Source organism: Bacillus sp. UNC438CL73TsuS30 (assembly GCF_000482325.1).
In the GTDB taxonomy this organism is placed as follows: domain Bacteria; phylum Bacillota; class Bacilli; order Bacillales; family Cytobacillaceae; genus Neobacillus.
Window position 1 is genome coordinate 235060 of sequence record NZ_KI535295.1, and the last position, 20973, is coordinate 256032.

A 20973-nucleotide genomic window follows, 5' to 3' on the forward strand; every position below is an offset into this window, starting at 1 on the left:
GTCTTGGTCAAAGCTGTCCGAATGAACCCCTGATTCGGGCCCGATTGCCCCAAGTCTTAGCTAAAGCTTTCCGAAAATCCTCTAAATGGAACAGTTTTTAGACCAATGCAACAAAGTTTACGAAAGGAACCTTTCGTTAAGAAGATATCCACAAAAAAAGGGTGGATCCCTTCACCCTTTTATTCTTCAATATATCGCCAAAATGTCCCGTATTTAGCTGGTATTTGTTCAACTACCTGTTTTAAAAGTAATTTTTTCATTTCCTTTTCCACCTGGGAGATCGTCATATTGTAGACAACAGCAATTTCCTTTGAAGCGACAAATCTAAAAAACTTTAGAAACGTCTCAAGATGCGGCGGCGGTGTTTGAACGGGCCGTTCTGAAAGCATTTCCTCCAAGATTTGTACATAAATCTCATAGGAATAGGTTCCGGTTATTTTAATCCCTTCATCTTCAACATTTTCATTAAAGAAAACAAGCGTTGGAATTTCATGAACATCCATTTCAGAGGTTATTTTTAAATCGCATTGAAATGCTTTGGCCGCACTCTCGGAATGGAGGTCCGTACTAAACTCCTCAATATCTAATCCTACATCCCCGGCACAATCCTTTAATACTTCTATATCAGAAATATTTTTTTTATCCAAAAATAAAACTTCCTGCAGTTTACGGAGGAAACGGATTCCTGCTCGTCTTCCTTGGAGCTCGGCTGCTTTAATGGCAATAGAGACTATATGCGGGGAGTCAACCGGGTTTTCATACCAAAGACTTGAATCGCAGGACATTCCCGATCTGCTTGCGGTCTTTTCCCATAGCTCCACGATATTTTCATAATTCTTTTTTTTACTTAAATTTAAATTGGCCAGCCTGCCGCTTAGGACATGTTTAATGGAAAAATAGCGGCCATATTCAATATGAAGCTTTTTAAGTATCGGTTCAAGCGCCCAGCATTCCGGACATAAAGGGTCAATAAACATGTAAATTTCAACAGGCTTTTTTTCACTTTTTCCACATTGCTTTTTTGAACTTGTATGTCCAATTCTGCTCACTGTAATTCACCAGTTTCCTGCGTATCTGGTGTGTTTATCATATGTTGAGCAGTAAGATGAAGCCTAGCGTAAAATTCATCACGTAATGGTCCTTCCAAACCAACTTTATCCATCGCCTGTCTCATACAGGACAACCATGCTTCCGCCCGCGTCGGGGTTACTGGAAAGGGTAAATGGCGAGCGCGCATCATAGGATGTCCGTGTTCATCTGTATATAATGGTGGTCCACCTAAATATTGTGTAAGAAACTGCTTTTGTTTTCGAGCAATCTCAGTAAAAGAATTAGGGAAGATTGGTGCAAGGTCAGGATGTTGTGCAACCAGCCCATAAAAAGTGTCCACAAGACGGTGTAGGTTTTTTTCGCCAATGGCCTCATATGGTGTAGGCTTACTCTCAATCATGTTGACAACTCCTTTAGAATGTTTGTATGAGTTTATTTTAGCAATGGCTTTTTCATATCTCAAATAAATCGCTCAAAAGCTTAAATTAATCCTTATCTTCCTTAGTAATATTTACAATCCAACCTTCTTTTAATTGTAAAAGAAAGTTGGAAAAATATCCTTTTAATATTGGCTTTTTTACCGCTCCTGGCACAAGTGGTTCGTGGGCGGTCTGGGGAGCCTCCTCGTCGCTTTGCTCCTGCGGGGTCTCCCCTAACCCCGTACTCCCACTGGAGTCTTCGTGCTCTCCGCTCCAATCACCTTTGTTTTTAAATTAGCTATTTTTTTAATAATTTTTTCTGATTGTAAAAGCGTTGGATTTTGTTTTCGGTTTTTCGGTGGGGGATGTTGTATTGATTCAATAATTCCTTGAAAATCTTTTGTCCAAGTTGTTCGTTTTCTACTTCGTATTCTAATTCATAGTCTTCTTTGTTTAAAAAAAGACTGTGATCAAGGACGAGGATGCCACCTTTATAGTTCATTTCTGCTCTATTTGTTATAAGCGACCCAAAATAACTAAGTTTAGAAAACACGATATCCATTTTAGAAATGATCTCTTTGATTGCTCCGGATGGAAGCTTTCCTTCCTGGATAGCAAGGGTTGCCTCCGCTTCCGTAAGTTTTTGTGTTGTTTCTAGCAAACCAATATTTGCTGGTTGTTTTAACGTCATTTCAAATTGCTGGCCCTTTTGGCGAATCCGTAAAGCGGACTGTTCATTCTTCAAAGCAAAATCTTTGGTATCAAAATAATGATTTTCCTGTGTAATCAGTTTACTTTCAGCGGCAGTGAATTTTATCAAAAGAAGTTCATATTCATCCTTGGTCAGCATATTTTTAAATTCTATTTCAATGTTTTGAAACATCCTCTACATTCCTTCCACGTTAGTTTCTTTTCTAATCATAACACGACTGCAATTTCTGGGAGAAATGGTTCGACTATGCTAAAATAGGGATGTGAAAATGGAGGTTATATCATGAAAAAAAAATTAACAGCAATGAATGGAAAGATTACCGAGAATCAGATCACGTTTACCGTAGGTGAAGCCATCACTCATTTGCGGCCCGCAGAACAAATTCTTGTTGACTCTGATCAGCTTTCCTTTATTTATTTAATGGAAGATCATGAGGACTACTCTTATATTGCTTTCCCTGAAGAGACATGGGAGCTTTTAAAAACAGCAGTAAAGAACAAACTACCTGTATGGCTTTCCTATAACAATGAACAGGTAGAATTATCCCAGTTTACAGAGGAGCTTGATTATATCATCAGTAATATTAGAGGAAACGGAAACTATGGAGATCAAATGGTTTCGAAGGTTGAGGAGAATTTTTAAAAGTTGTTTGGGGTGAGATCATGAACCACTGGGATAAATTTTTAGCTCCATATAAACAAGCAGTGGAAGAGCTCAAGATTAAATTAAAAGGAATGCGCGGGCAGTTTGAACTCGACTCCAACCACTCGCCGATTGAATTTGTAACAGGCAGAGTAAAACCGATTGCCAGTATTTTAGATAAAGCATCCCAAAAGGGAATTGCCCTCGATCAATTAGAGGAAGAGATGCAGGATATAGCCGGTTTGCGCATGATGTGTCAGTTTGTCGATGATATACATACTGTTGTAAATTTATTAAGAAATCGAAATGATCTTGAAATTGTTGAGGAAAGAGATTATATCTCTCATAAAAAAACAAGCGGCTACCGGTCCTACCATGTGGTCATCCGTTACCCCGTGCAAACCATCCATGGGGAAAAAAAAATCCTGGCGGAGATCCAAATTAGGACATTGGCCATGAATTTTTGGGCAACGATTGAACATTCATTGAACTATAAATATAAAGGAATGTTTCCTGCTGATATTCATATGCGGCTGAAAAGAGCCGCGGAGGCTGCATTTCGCCTTGATGAAGAAATGTCATTAATCCGCGGTGAAATACAGGAAGCACAAGCGTTTTTTTCTAGAAAAAAAGAATTAAAGCAGGAAGAAAAGAATTAAAAACGGGTAAGGAGCGGGTTGAATGAAATTTGCGATTACTTCAAAAGGAGATCAAAAATCAAATATTCTGATGCACAAAATGAGAACCTATTTACTTGATTTTGATCTTGTTTATGATGAAGACCAACCGGATATTGTTGTATCCATTGGTGGTGATGGTACATTGCTGTATGCCTTTCACCGGTATAGCAGCCGATTAGATAAAACAGCTTTTGTCGGAATTCATACCGGTCACCTTGGGTTTTATGCGGATTGGATTCCGGATGAAATTGAAAAACTTGTCATTGCGATTGCAAAAACTCCTTATCAGGTGGTTGAATATCCTCTTTTAGAGGTCATCATTCGTTATAAGCATGCAGGCCAGGAATCCAGATACCTTGCGTTAAACGAATCAACGGTAAAGGGCGTTGAGGGTACGCTTGTCATGGATGTTGAGATTCGTGGTGCACATTTTGAACGTTTCCGCGGGGATGGTCTATGTGTGTCCACACCTTCCGGAAGTACGGCCTATAACAAAGCACTAGGTGGAGCAATTATCCACCCATCGATTTCAGCCATTCAGATTGCTGAGATGGCTTCCATTAATAACAAGGTTTTCCGGACAGTGGGCTCCCCACTAATTTTGCCTGCCCATCATACCTGTATGCTGAAGCCTGTAAACCATTCGGATTTTCAGGTAACGATTGATCATCTTACCCTGCTTCACAAAGATGTTAAATCGATTCAGTTTAGAGTGCCGGATGAAAAAATCCGTTTTGCCCGCTTTCGACCGTTTCCATTTTGGAAGAGAGTACACGATTCCTTTATTTCGGATTAATCTGTTGGAGGATAGAAAATGTCTTCACAATTTGAACTTAATTGGGTAATTGATAAAAGAGATGCAGACAGGCAGATTAAAGATTTTTTAAAAGATGAGGAAATTTCCCGGACTGCCCTAACAGATATTAAATTTAAGGGCGGACGGATTCTTGTTAATCATGAAGAAGTAAATGTGCGATACAAGTTACAAAAGGATGATGTACTTTCATTAATATTTCCTAAAGAAAAACCCAGTGAAGGTGTACTTGGAGAAGATTTACCCCTTGATATTGTGTTTGAAGATGAATACCTCCTTGTCGTGGTAAAACCGGCAGGTATGAGCACAATTCCTTCGAGAGAGCATCCAAAGGGAAGCCTTGCTAATGCCTTAGTGGGGTATTACCAGCGGATTGGATTAGAAGCAACCTCTCACATTGTTACCCGGCTGGACCGGGATACATCGGGAATCGTCTTAATTGCTAAATACCGCCATGTTCATCATCTCTTTAGTAAGGATCAGCTAGTAGGCAAAGTAAAAAGAACGTATGAAGCATTTGCGGGTGGGACATTGGAGGATGATGAAGGGACGATTGAAAAACCAATTGGCAGGAAAGAGGATAGTATTATTGAAAGAGAAGTCCGTCCTGATGGCCAATATGCTTGTACCCATTATAAGGTAAAGAAAAGACATAAAGCTTTTACCCATGTAGAGCTGCGGCTCGAAACGGGGAGAACGCATCAAATTAGGGTACATATGTCTTCGATTGGACATCCCTTACTCGGAGATGATTTATACGGGGGAGAAACGACGTTGCTTAAACGGCAGGCATTGCATTGTAAAAAAGTAACATTTATTCACCCCCTTTTAAAGAAGGAAATGACGTTTACAGCTAACCTTCCAAATGATATGCAAGAACTTTTACAGGCTGACCGCTAATTCACATACTCAGTGTCAGCCTGTTTCGTTTTTTTTTAGATATATTTACTCATTTTCAATCAAATTGCTTAAATTTTTCTTCTACATATGGCATAGTAGAATCCACAGAAATGATTTCCATTTCCGGATACCTCAGAGCAGTCAGTTTACCACCAAAAACAGCACCGGTATCAATATTGTATGTATGGTTAATGATTCTTGCATCCTTTACAGGTGTGTGGCCATAGACAATGCAGGCTTCGCCCTGATAAGCTTTTGCCCAATCTCGTCTAACTGGTGATCCATCCGGGTGCTTTTCACCGGTAATATCTCCGTAAAGAACAAATGTCTTAACCTTTGAACCGGATTTTCCTATCATTTCTTTCTTAATTCCAGCATGGGCAATAATAAGTTTTTCTTCGTCTAAAACTAAATAAAGCGGTGCATTTTCATAAAGGTCCATAAATTTTTTTCGAATTGATTTTTGGGCACGTTTGTCTAATACTTCGTATTCTGCTACTGTTGTTTCTAATCCATGGGCGATTTGAACACGATTTCCAAGAAAGAAACGGTACAATTTATTACAATGGTTTCCAGGAGTGTAATAAGCCTTTTGCTGCTCAATGACTAAGTTCCATACAATGTCAATCACTTTTAAGGACTCTGTGCCTCGATCGGTTAAGTCACCAACAAAACCAAGAACTCGTTTTTGGGGATGAAGAGGAATCCCGCTTTCCCAATCATAGCCAAGTTTTGTCGTCAGGTCTTTGAATTCCTTAAAGCAGCCATGAATATCACCAATAATATCTATTTTCATGGTATGAAGCCCCCTTTACCTTCTATTTTTTGTTATTTTACTTTTTTTATTTTGAGAGGAGGAATTAATTTGGCCCAGCATGCGTCGGTTCTTTCTTTATTAATTGTTGTCACTATGGCATTTTTGACACCAATTATTTTGCATCGGCTTAAATTGAGTTTTATCCCAGTAGTGGTTGCCGAAATTATTATGGGTTTGATCATCGGGAAAAGCGGCTTCAATGTCGTTCATCAGGATATGTGGCTTTCGACTTTATCCACCTTGGGATTTATCTTTCTGATGTTTTTAAGCGGTTTGGAAATTGATTTTACTGTATTTTCAAAAGGAAAGAAAAGAGAAATTCTTCCGAATGGAAAAAGAGAGCCAAATTCTTTTGCTGTCTCAACGGTTATTTTCATCGGGATTTTCATTTTTTCTTTAGTCTTATCATTTGTTTTTGTCATGCTGGACTTTATTCATAATGGATTCTTGATGACTCTGATTATTTCAACGATTTCATTAGGTGTAGTTGTGCCGACCCTAAAGGAAGGCAACATGATGAAAACGGTAATTGGCCAAATTATTCTGCTTATCGCAGTTATTGCTGATTTGGTTACGATGATTCTTTTAGCAGTCTTTGTCTCAATTTATGATAAAGGACATGGGAACACATGGCTCCTATTAATTTTATTTGCCGCAGGTGTTGGACTTTATTTTGTAGGAAAGCGATTTAAAAGCCGTTCTTTTGTCAAAGCGCTGGAAACGGGGACTTCCCAAATAGGCACAAGGGCTGTGTTTACGCTTATTATCGTCTTAGTGGGGTTATCTGAAACAGTTGGAGCGGAAAATATATTAGGAGCATTCCTTGCAGGCGTTCTTGTTTCACTATTGGCTCCGAATCAAGAGCTCGTCCATAAGCTTGATTCCTTTGGGTATGGTTTTTTAATCCCGATATTTTTCGTTGAGGTAGGGGTGAAACTTGATATTTGGTCCCTTTTTAGTGAAAAAAAGCTTTTGTTGTTAATACCGCTTTTATTGATTGGACTGCTGTTATCAAAGCTTATTCCTGTTTATCTATTAAAGATTTGGTACGATACAAAGACCGTTTTGGCCTCAGGATTTCTTTTAACCTCCACCCTATCCCTAGTTATTGCAGCAGCTACAATTGGTGAGAGAATGAAGGTTATAACGGAACAAATGAGTGGAACACTAATTCTGGTGGCAGTTATTACGTCAATTTTTACTCCAATGGTTTTTAAAAAGCTCTTTCCAAAAGAAGTGGTTTCAAATCGAAAGGTCAATGTAGCTTTTCTGGGAGCAAATCAAATTACCATGCCTGTTTCAAGAGAATTAAAATCAGGCTTATATGACCCGGTTCTCTACCATACAAAAATTGAAAAATCGGAAAAGCAGATTGCAAATTCTCTGTTTAATATTGTTGAGATTCCGGACTTTTCGCTCCAAACGATTGGCCAAACGAAGGTATACCAATCAGAAGTGGTTGTCATATCCACAGGTGATGAAGAATTAAATGCCACCCTGTCTGTTGCGGTGAAGGAAAAAGGAGTACCAAGGGTAATTGCCAGGATTGAAAGTCCTGATCTGGAACAAAACTTAAAGGAACACAATATTGAAATATTTTCAGTGTTTAAGTCTACCAATGCCCTGCTTCGCTCATTAATTGAATCGCCACGAGTAATTAATATTTTGACCAATCAAGAGATGGCATTGTATGAAATTGCCATGGTGAACGAGCAATTTGATGGGATGTCGTTAAGGAGATTTCCGTTTACAGGCGATATCATTTTTGTCAGGATTTTCAGAGGGAATGAGTCGATTGTGCCTCATGGTGACACAGAGCTGCAGGTAAACGACCGTTTAATTGTGACTGGATCCAAGGAATACGTTGACCAATTGAAAAGGGAGCTTGAATTTTGTGAGCATTGCTAAAAATCAACTAGATATGTACATACTTTCGAATATAGTGTAAAATTAGTACCAAGTGCTAATAACTTGTGTTAAATATAGGAGGAATAAATACATGTTTTCACTAAACGGAAAAACATTTGTAGTCATGGGTGTTGCCAATAAACGCAGTATTGCTTGGGGTATTGCCCGCTCTCTTCACAATGCAGGTGCAAGATTAATTTTCACCTATGTAGGGGAAAGAATCGAAAGCAGCGTCCGTGAATTAGCGGATTCTCTAGAAGCAGAAGGTACACTTGTACTACCATGTGACGTAACAAGTGATGAAGATATTGCAAAGTGCTTTGCAACGATTAAAGAAGAAGTGGGAACCATACACGGAGTTGCTCATTGTATTGCTTTTGCTAAAACTGAAGAATTAAAAGGTGAATTTGTAAATACATCCAGAGATGGATTCTTGCTTGCTCAAAATATCAGTTCTTTCTCCTTAACTGCAGTTGCCAAAGAAGCACGCGGTTTAATGACAGAGGGCGGAAGTATTGTGACCTTAACCTATCTTGGCGGTGAACGTGCGATTCAAAACTATAATGTAATGGGTGTTGCAAAAGCCTCTCTTGATGCAAGTGTCCGTTATTTAGCTTCTGACCTTGGCAAGGAAGGGATTCGCGTAAACTCCATTTCTGCAGGGCCGATCAGAACCTTATCTGCAAAGGCAATTGGTGAATTTAATTCAATCCTTAAGGAAATTGAGGAAAAGGCTCCATTGCGGAGAACGACAACTCCAGAAGAGGTTGGCGACACAGCCGTATTTTTATTTAGTGACCTTTCTCGTGGAATTACCGGTGAAAACATCCACGTTGACTCTGGTTACCATATTCTTTAATATACAAACCCGCATTTTTGCGGGTTTTTTATTTTGAATTTTAGATTAGAAGTGAACGAGTATGGGCATCGAGCATACATATAAAGTGAAGGACTTTGTATTGGAGGTGCTCAAGGTTTATGACAGAAAAGAAAAACCAAGGTCCATTACTTTATATTTACCAGCCTTTTTCAAAAACCCCTTCCATTAAAATGCAGGAAGTGTATACAAATAAACAGGAAAAGCCGCTTCCGATAGTGGAAAACCAGCAAAAAGGCGAATCCAAAAGGAATTCTTTAAAGGAGGAATCGAGCCAGGAGATTGTACCAATTGAGGTAACAATGTCAGAAAAGAAGACTGCTGATAAAAAGGAGAAAAGTGACAAGCAAAGATATTCCTTTAAAAAGGTTAAAAGCTTTAAGGAAATGAACATGAAAGAACGTTTAAGGTATTTAGTGGATTTTCCAAAGGCTCTGCCACCTGTACCGTGTGTATTTTATACAGTAGATAGAAATTATCAGGGGTATTTACAGGATTATCGGGGGCAGGAAATTACCATCCAATTCCATGATCAAACAACTAAAACGATTCCAGTGGATGACTTAAAAGATGTCATAATGATTGGAATAAAAAATTAAACAATAAAAAAAGCCAGCCGTTATCGACTGGCTACTTTTATTAGTTACAAATTCCTAAGTTAACATCAGCAATACATTGTACTGCACAGAAGCATTTTAAATCAACTGTTACGCAGTCATTGCTTGCACGGAAACGGTCCACTTGGCAAACTCTTGAAAGGTCAACATTACCATTATTAACAAGGTTAACCGGAACAAAGTTTCCGCTTTCCCTGCGTCCAGGGATTAGAACACGAAGTGTTGCACAGCAGTTGTCAAATACATCTTCTACCCTGAAGAAGATTGACACACACGCATTATTTTCACCGTTAAAGAATGCATGGAATGGATTACCCTTTGCATCACTTAAAACAAACACACGTGTATCTACTGGCTCTCTTCTTGTAGGTGAAACTAATGAGCCAAGTGGTTCAGTAAAACAACTTGAACACTCCGCACACTCATTTTCAACAGCATTATCTTGTATATCTTTAATCGCACGAACTACTTCGCACACACAGCTGTCACCGTGAAAATCGTTATGATTATTTCCACAACCCATTTATTTTTCCTCCTTAAATCCGTGATATATATCTTACATTACTAACATATTTCACAGGGGCCCTTTGGGTTACGGACAATTGCCTTTTTTAAGAAAATTAGGCTAGTTCACTATATCAATGAAAGGAAGGACAAATTTGTTTATGGATATTAGTCTTTTACAATTCACTATTTTGGGGCTAGCGGCCTTTCGGCTGACAAGATTATTGGTATTTGATAAAATTACAGAATTTCTCCGCAATCCTTTTTTTACGGAGGTGGTCGAAGAGAATGACCAGGGGGAAATGGAAGTATATTATGTGCCGAAAGAGACCCCCATCAAAAGATTCTTTGGGGAGCTTCTAAGCTGTTATTGGTGTACAGGAATCTGGTCCTCCATCGCATTGGTCCTGTTACATTATGTTAATTCTGCTCTGTATGAGCCCTTGGTCTTGATTTTAGCGATTGCTGGACTGTCGTCCATTTTGGAAACCATCGTTCAAAATTGGCTTCAAAAATAAAGGAAAAATGGTTATTTATATAGACAAGATTTCATTTCATCACATATTCTAAAACATAATGTTACTACAATGGGGTGGAGTGAACAGTGAATAAGCAAAATAAAAGCAATCAAGACTCAAGCTCAAGCCAATCTTTTAAAGAATCAAAGCGGATTAAAAAAAATGGCTGTGGATGCGGGAAAAAGACACAGAAATAAGAGAAAACACTGCTCGGGAACACCGGCAGTGTTTTTTTATCTTTAAAATAATCTTATCTGTCATAATTTTGGTTCAGGTCGAAAAAACTATAGGATAACAAGATTCTTACTAATGGACAAGGGAAGGAACTAAAATATGATTTACATTCAACGACTTATCCTACTTTCATGTGTATGTCTTTTAGTATCCTGCAACGGGAACCAAAAGGGAAAGGATAGCCAATTGGCTCTGATAAAAACAACCAATCCCAATCCGATTATGACCGATCGAGATAAAAAAACAACACATGTTCAAAAAATTGAAGAGGCAGTCAGTTCTTTTCCAGAAATCTATGATGCGGCAGTCATCAAAGGAACAAAAGAAACACTTGTGGTTTATAAGGTTAAGCATATGCACCGCTTCAAAATGAAAAAAATCGAAAAAAACCTTACCGAATTCTTAGAAAAGAGATTTCCAAAAGAGGATATCACCGTTTCGAGTGATTATAAAATTTTCCTTGAAGCGGTTCGATTAAATGAGCGGATAGAAGGCAAGAAATTTTCGGAAAAAGATGCTGAAAAAAGGCTGCGTGAAATCATTAAAATGACAAAAGATATGACATAGAAGGGAGACATTGGAATGGCAAGCAAACAAAAAAATTTAACTCCACAGCAACAAAACTATCAACAACTGCAGCAAAAGCATGAGTTTAAACGGCCAGTTTTAAAAAATTGCTTGAAGGCTTTTTTCGTCGGCGGATTGATTTGTGTAATTGGTCAGGCTGTTAGTTACTTTTACATATATTTTTTCAATTTTACAGAGCAGACAGCTGGAAACCCAACTGTCGCAACAATGGTATTCTTTTCGATGCTTTTAACTGGTTTTGGAGTATACGACCGTCTAGGTCAGTTTGCAGGAGCAGGAAGCGCAGTACCGGTAACAGGATTCGGTAATGCGGTCATCTCTGCATCGATTGAGCATCGAACGGAAGGGTTTGTTTTAGGAGTCGGCGGAAATATGTTTAAACTGGCTGGGTCTGTTATTTTGTTTGGTGTCTTTTCGGCTTTTGTTGTCGCGCTCATTAAAACGTTACTGGCAATGTGGGGGGTTTTGTAATTGTTAAAAGGGCATCAATCTTGGGTATTTGCAAACCGGCCAATGATTATGGCCACGGGTGTATCAGGTGGCCCATTTGAGGCGAATGGGAATTTAGCGAATGATTTTGATCTATTACATGAAGACTTGTGGATGGGACAGGAAACCTACGAAAAAGCACATCGGGTTTTGCTGGAGGAATCGATCAAGATGGCTCTGCAAAAAGCAAATGTTCATAAGGAGGAGGTTCAATTTTTATTTGCCGGGGACCTCATTAATCAAATAACACCGACAAGCTTTGCAGCAAGGTCGATGCAAATCCCTTATTTCGGTCTCTTTGGAGCCTGTTCCACATCCATGGAAGGATTAGCACTTGCCTCTTTTGTAATTAATAATCAGGGAGCGAAATATATTCTCACAGGGGCTTCGAGCCATAATTCAGCTGTTGAAAAACAGTTCCGCTACCCAACGGAGTATGGCGGGCAAAAGCCGCCAACAGCACAATGGACGGTTACAGGAGCAGGTGTAGCATTGATGGCAGCCAATGATTCATCAAGGAATCAGCCTGTGACGATCTCCGCAACAATTGGCAAGGTAATTGACATGGGGTTAACAGATCCGTTTAATATGGGGGGAGCGATGGCCCCTGCCGCTGCGGATACGATTATGGCCCATTTTCGAGATTTACAATTGGATCCATCCTTTTATGATCTAATCATCACCGGTGATTTAGGGAGAGTCGGCCATGATACGGCTTTTGAATTAATCAATAAAAGCGGCTTAAAGCTGGAGCGAAAACAATTCCAGGATTGCGGCTTACTTATTTACAAAAAAGATCAGCCTGTTCAATCCGGGGCAAGCGGTGCAGGCTGTTCAGCAACTGTTTTATATGGACATTTACTAAACCAAATGAAAAAAGGTGTATACAAACGAATTTTAGTCGTAGCCACAGGTGCTTTGTTATCACCGTTAAGTTTCCAACAAAATGAATCTATTCCCTGCATTGCACATGCCGTTGCTATTGAAATGAATGGGGAAAAGGGGTGATAAAATGCTTGCTATGTTTTTTTGGGCGTTCGTAGTTGGAGGAATTATTTGTGTGATTGGACAATTATTATTCGATGTGGCCAAACTAACACCGGGTCATACTTTAAGTTTACTGGTCTGCATAGGTTCTGTATTGGATGGGTTTGGCCTTTATGAGCCCTTAATTGATTTTGCTGGAGCAGGGGCAACCATTCCAATCACGAGCTTCGGTAACTCTTTGGTACACGGGGCCCTTCAAGAGGCAGAAGCACATGGAATTGTTGGGGTTTTAACAGGGATGTTTGAAGTAACCAGCTCCGGAATTTCCGCCGCCATTATTTTTGGATTTATTGGAGCGCTCGTATTTAGACCAAAAGGGTAGAAGAGTAGGACAATACTCCATTTTTCACCGCCAGTATTCGAAAAAAGGACGCTGCCTATACACTTTTTACAGTATTCTCATATGTTATAAGTGAGATTACTAAAGTGAGGTGACTAGGTCTATGTGCTTCGGATACGGCGGCTACGGCTATGGCGGCGGTTTCTACGGAGGTTCAACTTTCGTTCTAATCGTTGTATTGTTTATCTTATTAATCATTGTTGGTGCTAGCTTCTACTAGGAATTCCTGAGCTTGCATCAAAGATAAGGGTTGGCCATGAGAATGGCCAGCCTTTTCTTTGGCCTTTAAGCACATTTTTGCCCTTCCTTCATAAACTAAAGTAGTTGTTATGAAGGAGTGAGATTATACACATGGATAATGGATTCTTTAAAAACATAGAAAAGAAAACCGGCGTGAACATGAAAGATATTTTTGAATTAGCGAATTCTTTGCAAAATGCAAATTTTAGGGATGAAAAAACAGTTCGGAATGTTATTAAAAGAGTGTCCCAAATTGCTAATAAACCGGTACCTCAGGAATTAGAAGACCAAATTGTTAAATCGATCATAAACGATGGAAAATCGCTTGATTTTAATACCATTGCAAATATGATGAATAATAAAAAATAAAGACAAAGGCCGCTTTCCTATAAGGAAGTGGGCCTTTGTCTTCTTTTGATTAATGGTGCCAAAAAACGTGAGCGATTTGCTTTTTTGCCTCTACGGTTACTTGGAACGGAGATGTATAGCTGTTCCTTTGCACGTGTCATCGCAACGTAAAATAATCTTCTTTCTTCTTCTAATGCTGAGGAGTCACCGTTCCGATAGCTTTCTAAAGCAAAGTCATGCGGCAGGCTTCCATCCACAGCACCAAGAACATAAACGGTTTGATATTCGAGTCCTTTTGCTCGATGAATCGTACTTAAAGTAATGGCCTCAGTAAAATGCTTACTTAAATTTTTGATTTCCTTATTCATCGCAGACATATGCTCTGCATGAGCCAATAAGGCTTCAATTGTACTAAAATTTTTCGCTGCTACTTTCAGGTCCTTAATATCATCCGAACCTTTCTCCAACATATTGGATTCATTTCCCCGCTTCTTCAGGAAATCCAGAAACCCAATATCCTTTTCAATCATTTCAATGGCCGTAAGCGGGGCCAATTGCTTTAATGTCCGAATTGAGGTGACCGCTTTTTTTAATTTTTTTTCCTGAAAGGCATGTGCCGTTTTATAATAGGATAAAGCCTCTAAATTACTGCAATCCTGGAGTATACTCATTGCTTTTAAGTCCCTTAAAACCGTTTGTTTTAAGAACAAAAAGGGCAATATATCAGACAAGGCAGATTGGTCATCCTCATTCAAACTTAATCTTAAAAAGGAGAGAATACTTCTTACAATCCTCCGGTCGTAAAAAGCCTCGACATCCTGTTCGATTCGAAACGGAAGATTCGAACTGGCTAACCGTTCAAACACGGCACGTGCACCTGCGTTCGTCCGGTAGAGGATCGCAAAATCGGAAGGGTTCGCACCCTGAGTGATTTTTTCCTGTAAGTCTGTTACAATCATCGTTGCCTCTTCCTCTTCATCGTTTGGGAAAAATAAAGTGGGAGCTACTTCAGTCGAGTATTGGGCTTTCATTTTCTTCAGTCTTCTTATTTTATTAGCGGCAATCATTTGATTGGCTGCTGTAACAATTTCATGTGAAGAGCGATAATTTTCTTCAAGGGTAATTACTTTTGCATAAGGAAAATCTTTTTCAAATTCAAGTAAATAACTAGGATCACTGCCTCGAAAAGAATAGATCGCCTGATCGTCATCTCCGACAGCGCAGACATTTTTATGTTTGCCCGCTAGTAGTTTAATCAGTTCGTATTGCACCTTGTTGATATCTTGAAACTCATCAATAAGGAAATACTGAAACCGATTTTGATATTGTTCAAGCAATTCTGGTGTGGAGCTTAACAGCTGATAACAGCCAATGAGCATATCATCAAAATCAAAAAGTTGTTCCCTTTCTTTATATTCCTCATATTTTTTATAAAGGAAAAGCGCCTTTTCTTCCCATTCCGATGCAGGTCTAATATCGTTTGGAAAAAGAAGTGAGTTTTTCCAGAAGCCGATTTGCTGAAGGGCTAAATCATAGGCAAACTCTTTTTCCGACAATTCCATCTCTTTCCCGGCATCCTTGAGAATTCTATCCCGCTGCCAATCCTTCTTTAAAAGGCGGTCTGAGGTCCATTTATCCCTGGAATGGAACATAAGAATTCGATAAAATATGCTGTGGAAGGTGCCGGTAACGAGTTTATTTATCACTTCTCTTTTCATTTGCGGATAGGAAAGTAAGCGGCTTTTCATTTCACTTGCGGCTTTGGAAGTGAAGGTAACCAGCATGATGTTTCGCGGGTCAATCTTTTTGACCTCTAACATAAAGGCTGTTCTCGCTGTTAACACCCTTGTTTTACCACTCCCTGCGCCGGCAAGAACCAATAATGCCCCGTCTGTTTCTGAGACCGCTGCTGCCTGTGCCTCATCAAGAACGACATCCGATTTTGCTAACTGTTGTAAGTAAGGAGATTGGTAGTCTATCGAGTTTTTTGCATTTTTCTGAAAGGGAGTCTGTGCTTCAAGGATTTTAGCTGTTTTGAAGACTTGGACGGATTTAGGTGTCTCCAGGATTGTAATGCCTTTTGGAAGACGGAAGCTATCCACTTCTTTATGGCTTTGGTTGGTTTCTTCATTTCTTTCCTGAACGGCTGGTTCCGGGCAATCCGGTATGGTTGAATGAGTATGAGAAAAATGAGGTGATTCCTGAATGCCAAGTATTAAGCGAACACTCTCACGGCAAACGGGACAAACTAATTCACCATTTTTTCCCGCTAAATATATTTTTTGATATTCATCCCGATCTAATTGATCGAGTATAATCGTTTGGTTTTGGTATAGCACAGTTTTCATAGTTTTTCCTCTGTCTCTAAAAAATAAAGCAACATGTTTAATCATAACAAAACCCTGAAGTAACAAAAAGGCTTGAAATTTAAAAAGCACCCGCCCAAAGTAGGCAAGTGCTTTTAGTTAAATCTTTTTCATCATCGTTTTATGGGGGATTCCCGCATCCATGAATTCTTCGGAAACAACTTCATAGCCCAATCCACCATAAAAAGGAATTGCGTGTGTCTGAGAATTCAGCTTTAATTTTTGAATCCCCTTTTTCTGTGCATAGTCTTCGATCCCATTCATAATCGCTTTTCCTGCACCAGTACCTCTAGCCTCTTTCATTATGCAAATACGTTCAACTTTTCCAAACCCATCCACTAGGCGAAAGCGGCCGGCCCCGATTGGCGAGCCTTCATGATACAGCACAAAATGAGTTGCTTCCTCCTCGTGCTGATCAATCTCCTCCTCCTCAGGGACATTTTGCTCGTCGATAAATACGGTTCTTCTTACAGAAAAAGCATCTTCTAATTCTTTTTCATTCTCAACAATCTTTACAGTCACTTTTTATTGATCCCTTCCAAGACGAAATGTTTCATATACAGTCCAAGAACCATTCTCTAATTGATAAAGAAGATGGAACCGGTCAACCTTTTCCTCATGATCAAATTTCTTCATACGCAATGAACCGTAAATATCTGAGTGCTCATCATTTGAAAGCTTTTGACCAAGCGTAATGTGTGGAACAAATTTATATTCAGGGGCTTCTTGATTTAGTTCATGATTAATTTCAACATGCAAATCGTTTAATTCAACAGTTGGCTCAACCTTTAAATAGATGACATTGTTTACAGGCTGAAAAGAACTAACTTTGGTTGTTTTGATTGAGAATGGATAGTGGTTACCGGCGATTTTTCGTAATGTATCGGCAACTTGTTTAGCATCATCTTCAGTTGCTTCAAACGCATTTTTTAATGTTAAATGTGGAGTAATTAAAGAATAATGCGGGTCATAACGTTTACGATAGGAATTTACTAAATCTTGAAGAGTTTTAGATGGAAAAATAACAACACCAAATTTCATATGTATACCTCCGTTAGTCAATTTTTCCTATATAAAAATAGGTGATTCCAAAATGAAAATATTATTCACAAATAAGATTATAGCAAATTTTCAAAAAATATAACATTACTTTGCCTCACTATGTGTAATAAGCTAAAACATCATCGTAAGAGCACGTCTTAAATCAGGCTGCCAGTATTTCCATGTGTGGTTTCCATCAAATTCCTCATAAAAATAAGAAAATGGCTTGTCTTTCATCACTTTTGAAAGCAGACGATTTGGCTCAATGAAATTACTCACTTTTCCATCGGTAGTAGGTACCTCTGTTTCCTGGTTTCCAACCACATGATATACCTCCAAAAGCTGCGGTTCAGAACAGCTGCGAACCCTTTCAAGAACCTGTTCGTCAACTAATGGTGATTGCAATAATACTTTCCCAAAGGTATGAGGGTATTGAAGCGCTGTCAAAAATGAGACGGTTGCACCAAGTGAGTCGCCAATCAAGGCCCTTGTGGTTCCGATTTGGTATGTCGGGAATTCGTTTTCGATAAAAGGAACTAATTCATGAGCAAGGAAACGTATGTATTGTTTGTTTTGGTCACCATCTGGATGGTATTTTCTGCGGCGATCCTCTACATTTTTATAGGGTATCCCAATCATGATTAAATTTTCAATTTTACGCTCAAAAAGTAATTCGTCTGCCAACCGTCCAATTCTCCCCAGTTGAAAATAGTCCTTTCCATCTTGTGCAATTAAAAGGGAATATTTATAAAGGGGTGAGAAATTTGCCGGTAAATAGACAAGAAGCTGCATTTCTTCTCCAAGTTCTAAACTTTGAAAGGTAAGTTCTTTAATTGTGCCTTTTGGATAATTCATTGATGATACCTCCAATTTTAAACTGTACAAATGCATTCTAACATAAAGATAGCTGAATTGTTTATTTGGAAAGAGGGGATGGCTGAGCAGAAATAGTGGGATGAAAAGTGAGAATATGTGAGAGGGGTGGTACAAAAAGTTTGGGGCCATCCTCAAATATTAAGACTAGTGGAGATATCGCTGCTTAGAGCGAGCATCCGGCATAATCGATAAAATATTTTCCCGGCGAAAAGTCCGAACCTGTTTGCGTAGCAGACAATAGGCACGAATGTATTCTTCATTGACTTCCTTCACAATTAATTTTCTCTGCGATAGCTGTTGATTTTCTGAAAGATAAATCATTTCTAACGGCATATGTTCTTCGATTGAACGATAAAGAAGTCCATCCATGTAAAATCACATCTTTCTTTTTAATATAGTATTATTATATCCGAACATTCGTTCTTTATTCAATATTTTTAGAACGCTTGTTCTTATTAGTTATTTCCAATTTATATTCAAAAAATACAAAAAGATATTGACTTTTTTGGCTATATAGTTATAATTAAAAATGTACTTATCTATTACGATCTGTTAGCTCAGCTGGGAGAGCGCAACCTTGACAGGGTTGAGGTCACAGGTTCGATCCCTGTACAGGTCATCTAAATGCCGACAAACCGCGATAAATAAGCGATTGTCGGCTTTTTTGCGTTCCTGGGATCGGGACTTGAAAACGCCAAAAAATTGCGGCAGGATTGCGCTCCTATTTTCCGCAGGGTTGCGCTGCTTCTATCAACCATCCAGAAGGGTCACGTCTATTTGTCTGTAATAAACGACAAAGGGCGTGATCTTTTTTTATGTCAGAAAAACGCAAGGGCAAGACGGTGAAGTCTGCACGCAGCCGATCCAGAGATCTACGCAATCTGGACGACTTATTCGAAAAATTCAAGCGCATAAAACAGGCGGAAGGGCGCGCGGCTGGAACGATGATCCAGTATTCTGCGAACTATGGATATTTTATCGGATACCTGGACGACTATGGGATCCCACGATCAATGGACGCCATATCCAGGGAAGTGATCCGCGACTATATCGTTTACATGAAGGATCAGAAGATTAAGTTCGAAGATCATCGCTGCAAGACGGAACAAGATCAGACGATCGGACTGGCGCCATCCACAATAAATACACGGCTGAAGACACTGCGTGTCTATTTTAAAACGCTGATGGACGAAGGACTGATCGATGAAAATCCGATGGACGGCATTAAGAACATTAATGAACCTGAAGAAGAAATAGTCGTGCTGAATGCGGACGAACTGCGCAGGCTGCTGAATGTTCCGAATCAGCGGAACTATGCGGACTTCCGCGATTATGTGATGATGAATCTGCTGCTGGACGGAATGCTGCGGATCAGTGAAGCGCTGGGACTTCGGATTCAGGACTTCGACTTCCAGGCGCAGACCGTGACGATCCCTGGAGAAATTGCAAAGAATAGGAAGGCGCGGACTTTACCGCTGCAAAAACGGACGATGCGGCTGATCCAGGAACTAATCGAAGAAAATGCCGCAGACTTCGACAGAGATCATATTTTTCTATCAAACTATGGCGAACTATTAACGCGGGATCACTTCCGCAATAGATTGAATAAATTTGCAGTCGCAGCCAAAATCCGCAAAAATGTCCATCCCCACTTATTCCGACATACATCTGCGACGATGTTCCTGGAAGCTGGCGGTGACATCCGACATCTCCAGCTGCTGTTGGGACATTCGGATCTGCGCATGGTCACACGTTATACACATTTATCCAGGGAATCGCTGAAGCGGCAGCATGACCAATATTCTGCGATCAATAACGTACTGGACAAGCTGAACAAGTCACGAAAGATTAAACGATAAAAACATATAAAAAGGACGCCTGGCTGCGGCAACAGCTAGACGTCCAGAAATCACTGGCGCCAGCACATTTTCAGGACAGGCGCAACAGGATCCAACACTGCGATTATAACAAAAAATCTATTAATCGTAAAATTCTGTCCGTCTGTCCATTTTATAGAACGTACGTTCTGTTTGTGCTGCGCTCATAGGGGCGGAAAATATGCTATTAGAAGATTACAAGACATTTTGCAGCGTCGAAGATCTAAACGCTGCCATCTATACGCATTTATGCAATCACTGGGACGATCTGACGGACACGGATCGCAAGACTATCAAGATTCTGGCACGTTATGCTGTTAAATTTCCAGGCGCAGCACATCTGAAAGCTGCCACGATGGGCGATCTGATCGGCAAGTCCGAAAAGACTGCGCGCCGCGTTCTCAATAAATTGCAGCAGTTGGGAATCATCCGTAAGATCGGGACGATCCGTCCGAAGTCGAAAGGAACGGGTGCAAATGTGATCCAGATCTTGCAGCCTGCGGATCATCCAGAATCACAACATGTCCAGGCGGGCGTTGATGATATGTCCAGGCGGTCAGACAGCAACAGCACGCACCAGACAAGCGCTGACGACGGATCTGGGCGCAAAGAATCATCTATACATAAAGCATCTAAAAAAAGCACAATAGACACTCAAAAGCAGACGGATCCCGACGATAATGCTGCGCTTAGTAATGCCATTCCAGGCGAATTATTTGCAGCAATGCGTCCATATTTTGGCGCACAGGAACTATATAAAAAGATCGGCATTTTATGGCGCAGCAAAGCAGCGGCAGGCGGATCTGACGTATTTATCGAGGATCATGTCCAGCACTATGCTGACGCCTTCAGATACGCCATTCTAATGCTGAAACAGCGCAAAATCCGCAATCTGGACGGATATTTATTCGCAGCATGGCGAAATACGACAACATGGATACGCAGAAAAACAGCAGCTGCCACTGGATCCGTGAATCCATTCTTTTATGATTGGCTGAATGAGGATAAATCTGATTTATAGCGGAAATGAAAAGTGCATTTTTTACTAGTTTGAAGTAAAATTAAGATA

The 20973-nt window shown here is 39.8% G+C and carries 26 protein-coding genes and 1 tRNA gene; 17 read left to right on the top strand and 10 right to left on the bottom strand.

Annotated elements, in window-relative coordinates:
• Nucleotides 1–179 precede the first annotated feature (179 nt).
• From M028_RS0114815 to M028_RS0114830, 3 genes are all read right to left on the bottom strand, one after another.
• Entirely contained in the window at nt 180–1049 is an 870-nt protein-coding gene (locus tag M028_RS0114815; protein ID WP_035424161.1) for a ClpXP adapter SpxH family protein, read from the bottom strand.
• Entirely contained in the window at nt 1046–1450 is a 405-nt protein-coding gene (locus M028_RS0114820; protein ID WP_026574546.1) for a globin domain-containing protein, read from the bottom strand. The genes M028_RS0114815 and M028_RS0114820 overlap by 4 nt, the downstream gene beginning before the upstream one ends.
• Before the next feature lie 317 nt (nt 1451–1767).
• Entirely contained in the window at nt 1768–2352 is a 585-nt protein-coding gene (locus tag M028_RS0114830; RefSeq protein ID WP_026574547.1) for a CYTH domain-containing protein, read from the bottom strand.
• A gap of 111 nt (nt 2353–2463) precedes the next feature.
• Here M028_RS0114830 and M028_RS0114835 point away from each other — a divergent pair, with 111 nt between their 5' ends.
• Genes M028_RS0114835 through M028_RS0114850 form a run of 4 tightly spaced genes read left to right on the top strand, consistent with a single transcriptional unit; the run spans nt 2464 to nt 5217 of the window.
• Nucleotides 2464–2823, top strand: coding sequence for a hypothetical protein (locus tag M028_RS0114835; RefSeq protein ID WP_026574548.1), 360 nt, complete (start codon nt 2464–2466; stop codon nt 2821–2823).
• A gap of 20 nt (nt 2824–2843) precedes the next feature.
• On the top strand, nt 2844–3482 hold the full coding sequence (locus M028_RS0114840) for a GTP pyrophosphokinase (protein WP_026574549.1): 639 nt from the start codon (nt 2844–2846) through the stop codon (nt 3480–3482).
• A gap of 22 nt (nt 3483–3504) precedes the next feature.
• Nucleotides 3505–4299, top strand: a complete 795-nt coding sequence (locus M028_RS0114845; RefSeq protein WP_026574550.1) for an NAD kinase — start codon at nt 3505–3507, stop codon at nt 4297–4299.
• Nucleotides 4300–4317: 18 nt separating this feature from the next.
• Nucleotides 4318–5217 (top strand): RluA family pseudouridine synthase, encoded by a 900-nt coding sequence (locus M028_RS0114850; protein ID WP_026574551.1) that lies wholly within the window; start codon nt 4318–4320, stop codon nt 5215–5217.
• A 55-nt stretch (nt 5218–5272) separates the two neighbouring features.
• Here the strand turns inward: M028_RS0114850 and prpE are convergent, their stop codons facing one another.
• Entirely contained in the window at nt 5273–6013 is a 741-nt protein-coding gene (gene prpE / locus M028_RS0114855; RefSeq protein WP_026574552.1) for a bis(5'-nucleosyl)-tetraphosphatase PrpE, read from the bottom strand.
• 69 nt (nt 6014–6082) lie between these two features.
• Here prpE and M028_RS0114860 point away from each other — a divergent pair, with 69 nt between their 5' ends.
• The 3 genes from M028_RS0114860 to M028_RS0114870 all read left to right on the top strand — a co-directional run bounded on the left by M028_RS0114860 (nt 6083) and on the right by M028_RS0114870 (nt 9418).
• Nucleotides 6083–7942 (top strand): monovalent cation:proton antiporter family protein, encoded by a 1860-nt coding sequence (locus tag M028_RS0114860; protein ID WP_026574553.1) that lies wholly within the window; start codon nt 6083–6085, stop codon nt 7940–7942.
• 91 nt (nt 7943–8033) lie between these two features.
• Nucleotides 8034–8801 carry an enoyl-ACP reductase FabI gene (gene fabI, locus M028_RS0114865; RefSeq protein ID WP_026574554.1) on the top strand — a complete coding sequence of 256 codons (768 nt, stop codon included), beginning with the start codon at nt 8034–8036 and terminating at the stop codon, nt 8799–8801.
• Between the two features lie 119 nt (nt 8802–8920).
• Nucleotides 8921–9418 carry a CotO family spore coat protein gene (locus M028_RS0114870; RefSeq protein ID WP_026574555.1) on the top strand — a complete coding sequence of 166 codons (498 nt, stop codon included), beginning with the start codon at nt 8921–8923 and terminating at the stop codon, nt 9416–9418.
• Between the two features lie 40 nt (nt 9419–9458).
• Here M028_RS0114870 and M028_RS0114875 read toward each other — a convergent pair whose 3' ends face one another.
• Nucleotides 9459–9959: a CotY/CotZ family spore coat protein gene (locus M028_RS0114875; protein WP_026574556.1), complete on the bottom strand. Its 501-nt coding sequence runs from the start codon at nt 9957–9959 to the stop codon at nt 9459–9461.
• A gap of 142 nt (nt 9960–10101) precedes the next feature.
• On the opposite strand from M028_RS0114875, the gene M028_RS0114880 reads away from it, so the two are divergent.
• The 7 genes from M028_RS0114880 (at nt 10102) to M028_RS0114915 (ending at nt 13765) form a co-directional block, all read left to right on the top strand.
• Nucleotides 10102–10458, top strand: coding sequence for a DUF1360 domain-containing protein (locus M028_RS0114880; RefSeq protein WP_026574557.1), 357 nt, complete (start codon nt 10102–10104; stop codon nt 10456–10458).
• 420 nt (nt 10459–10878) lie between these two features.
• Nucleotides 10879–11259: a YhcN/YlaJ family sporulation lipoprotein gene (locus tag M028_RS0114890; protein ID WP_231510816.1), complete on the top strand. Its 381-nt coding sequence runs from the start codon at nt 10879–10881 to the stop codon at nt 11257–11259.
• A gap of 15 nt (nt 11260–11274) precedes the next feature.
• Nucleotides 11275–11751 carry a stage V sporulation protein AC gene (spoVAC, locus tag M028_RS0114895; RefSeq protein ID WP_026574559.1) on the top strand — a complete coding sequence of 159 codons (477 nt, stop codon included), beginning with the start codon at nt 11275–11277 and terminating at the stop codon, nt 11749–11751.
• Nucleotides 11752–12777, top strand: coding sequence for a stage V sporulation protein AD (spoVAD, locus tag M028_RS0114900; protein WP_026574560.1), 1026 nt, complete (start codon nt 11752–11754; stop codon nt 12775–12777). It abuts the gene before it with no gap.
• A gap of 4 nt (nt 12778–12781) precedes the next feature.
• Complete coding sequence (spoVAE, locus tag M028_RS0114905; RefSeq protein ID WP_026574561.1) at nt 12782–13138, top strand: stage V sporulation protein AE; 357 nt, start codon at nt 12782–12784, stop codon at nt 13136–13138.
• 121 nt (nt 13139–13259) lie between these two features.
• Nucleotides 13260–13376: a YjcZ family sporulation protein gene (locus tag M028_RS32135; RefSeq protein WP_081810753.1), complete on the top strand. Its 117-nt coding sequence runs from the start codon at nt 13260–13262 to the stop codon at nt 13374–13376.
• Between the two features lie 131 nt (nt 13377–13507).
• Nucleotides 13508–13765 carry a stage VI sporulation protein F gene (locus M028_RS0114915; protein WP_026574562.1) on the top strand — a complete coding sequence of 86 codons (258 nt, stop codon included), beginning with the start codon at nt 13508–13510 and terminating at the stop codon, nt 13763–13765.
• 17 nt (nt 13766–13782) lie between these two features.
• Here the strand turns inward: M028_RS0114915 and M028_RS0114920 are convergent, their stop codons facing one another.
• From M028_RS0114920 to M028_RS0114940, 5 genes are all read right to left on the bottom strand, one after another.
• On the bottom strand, nt 13783–16092 hold the full coding sequence (locus M028_RS0114920; protein ID WP_026574563.1) for a UvrD-helicase domain-containing protein: 2310 nt from the start codon (nt 16090–16092) through the stop codon (nt 13783–13785).
• A gap of 117 nt (nt 16093–16209) precedes the next feature.
• The gene (locus M028_RS0114925) at nt 16210–16632 is read right to left on the bottom strand and encodes a GNAT family N-acetyltransferase (protein ID WP_026574564.1); all 423 of its coding nucleotides are present in this window, start codon (nt 16630–16632) and stop codon (nt 16210–16212) included.
• A 3-nt stretch (nt 16633–16635) separates the two neighbouring features.
• The gene (locus M028_RS0114930) at nt 16636–17151 is read right to left on the bottom strand and encodes a YjcG family protein (protein ID WP_026574565.1); all 516 of its coding nucleotides are present in this window, start codon (nt 17149–17151) and stop codon (nt 16636–16638) included.
• Nucleotides 17152–17283: 132 nt separating this feature from the next.
• Nucleotides 17284–18006 carry an alpha/beta hydrolase gene (locus M028_RS0114935; protein WP_026574566.1) on the bottom strand — a complete coding sequence of 241 codons (723 nt, stop codon included), beginning with the start codon at nt 18004–18006 and terminating at the stop codon, nt 17284–17286.
• A gap of 165 nt (nt 18007–18171) precedes the next feature.
• Nucleotides 18172–18396, bottom strand: coding sequence for a WYL domain-containing protein (locus tag M028_RS0114940; RefSeq protein WP_026574567.1), 225 nt, complete (start codon nt 18394–18396; stop codon nt 18172–18174).
• Nucleotides 18397–18573: 177 nt separating this feature from the next.
• Between M028_RS0114940 and M028_RS0114945 the strand changes: the two genes are divergently transcribed.
• From M028_RS0114945 to M028_RS30135, 3 genes are all read left to right on the top strand, one after another.
• Nucleotides 18574–18646, top strand: a tRNA-Val gene (locus M028_RS0114945).
• Nucleotides 18647–18842: 196 nt separating this feature from the next.
• Nucleotides 18843–19886 (top strand): tyrosine-type recombinase/integrase, encoded by a 1044-nt coding sequence (locus M028_RS0114950; protein WP_026574568.1) that lies wholly within the window; start codon nt 18843–18845, stop codon nt 19884–19886.
• Nucleotides 19887–20085: 199 nt separating this feature from the next.
• A complete protein-coding gene (locus M028_RS30135; protein WP_051591057.1) occupies nt 20086–20925 on the top strand; it encodes a helix-turn-helix domain-containing protein in 840 nt (279 codons plus the stop codon).
• Nucleotides 20926–20973: the final 48 nt, after the last annotated feature.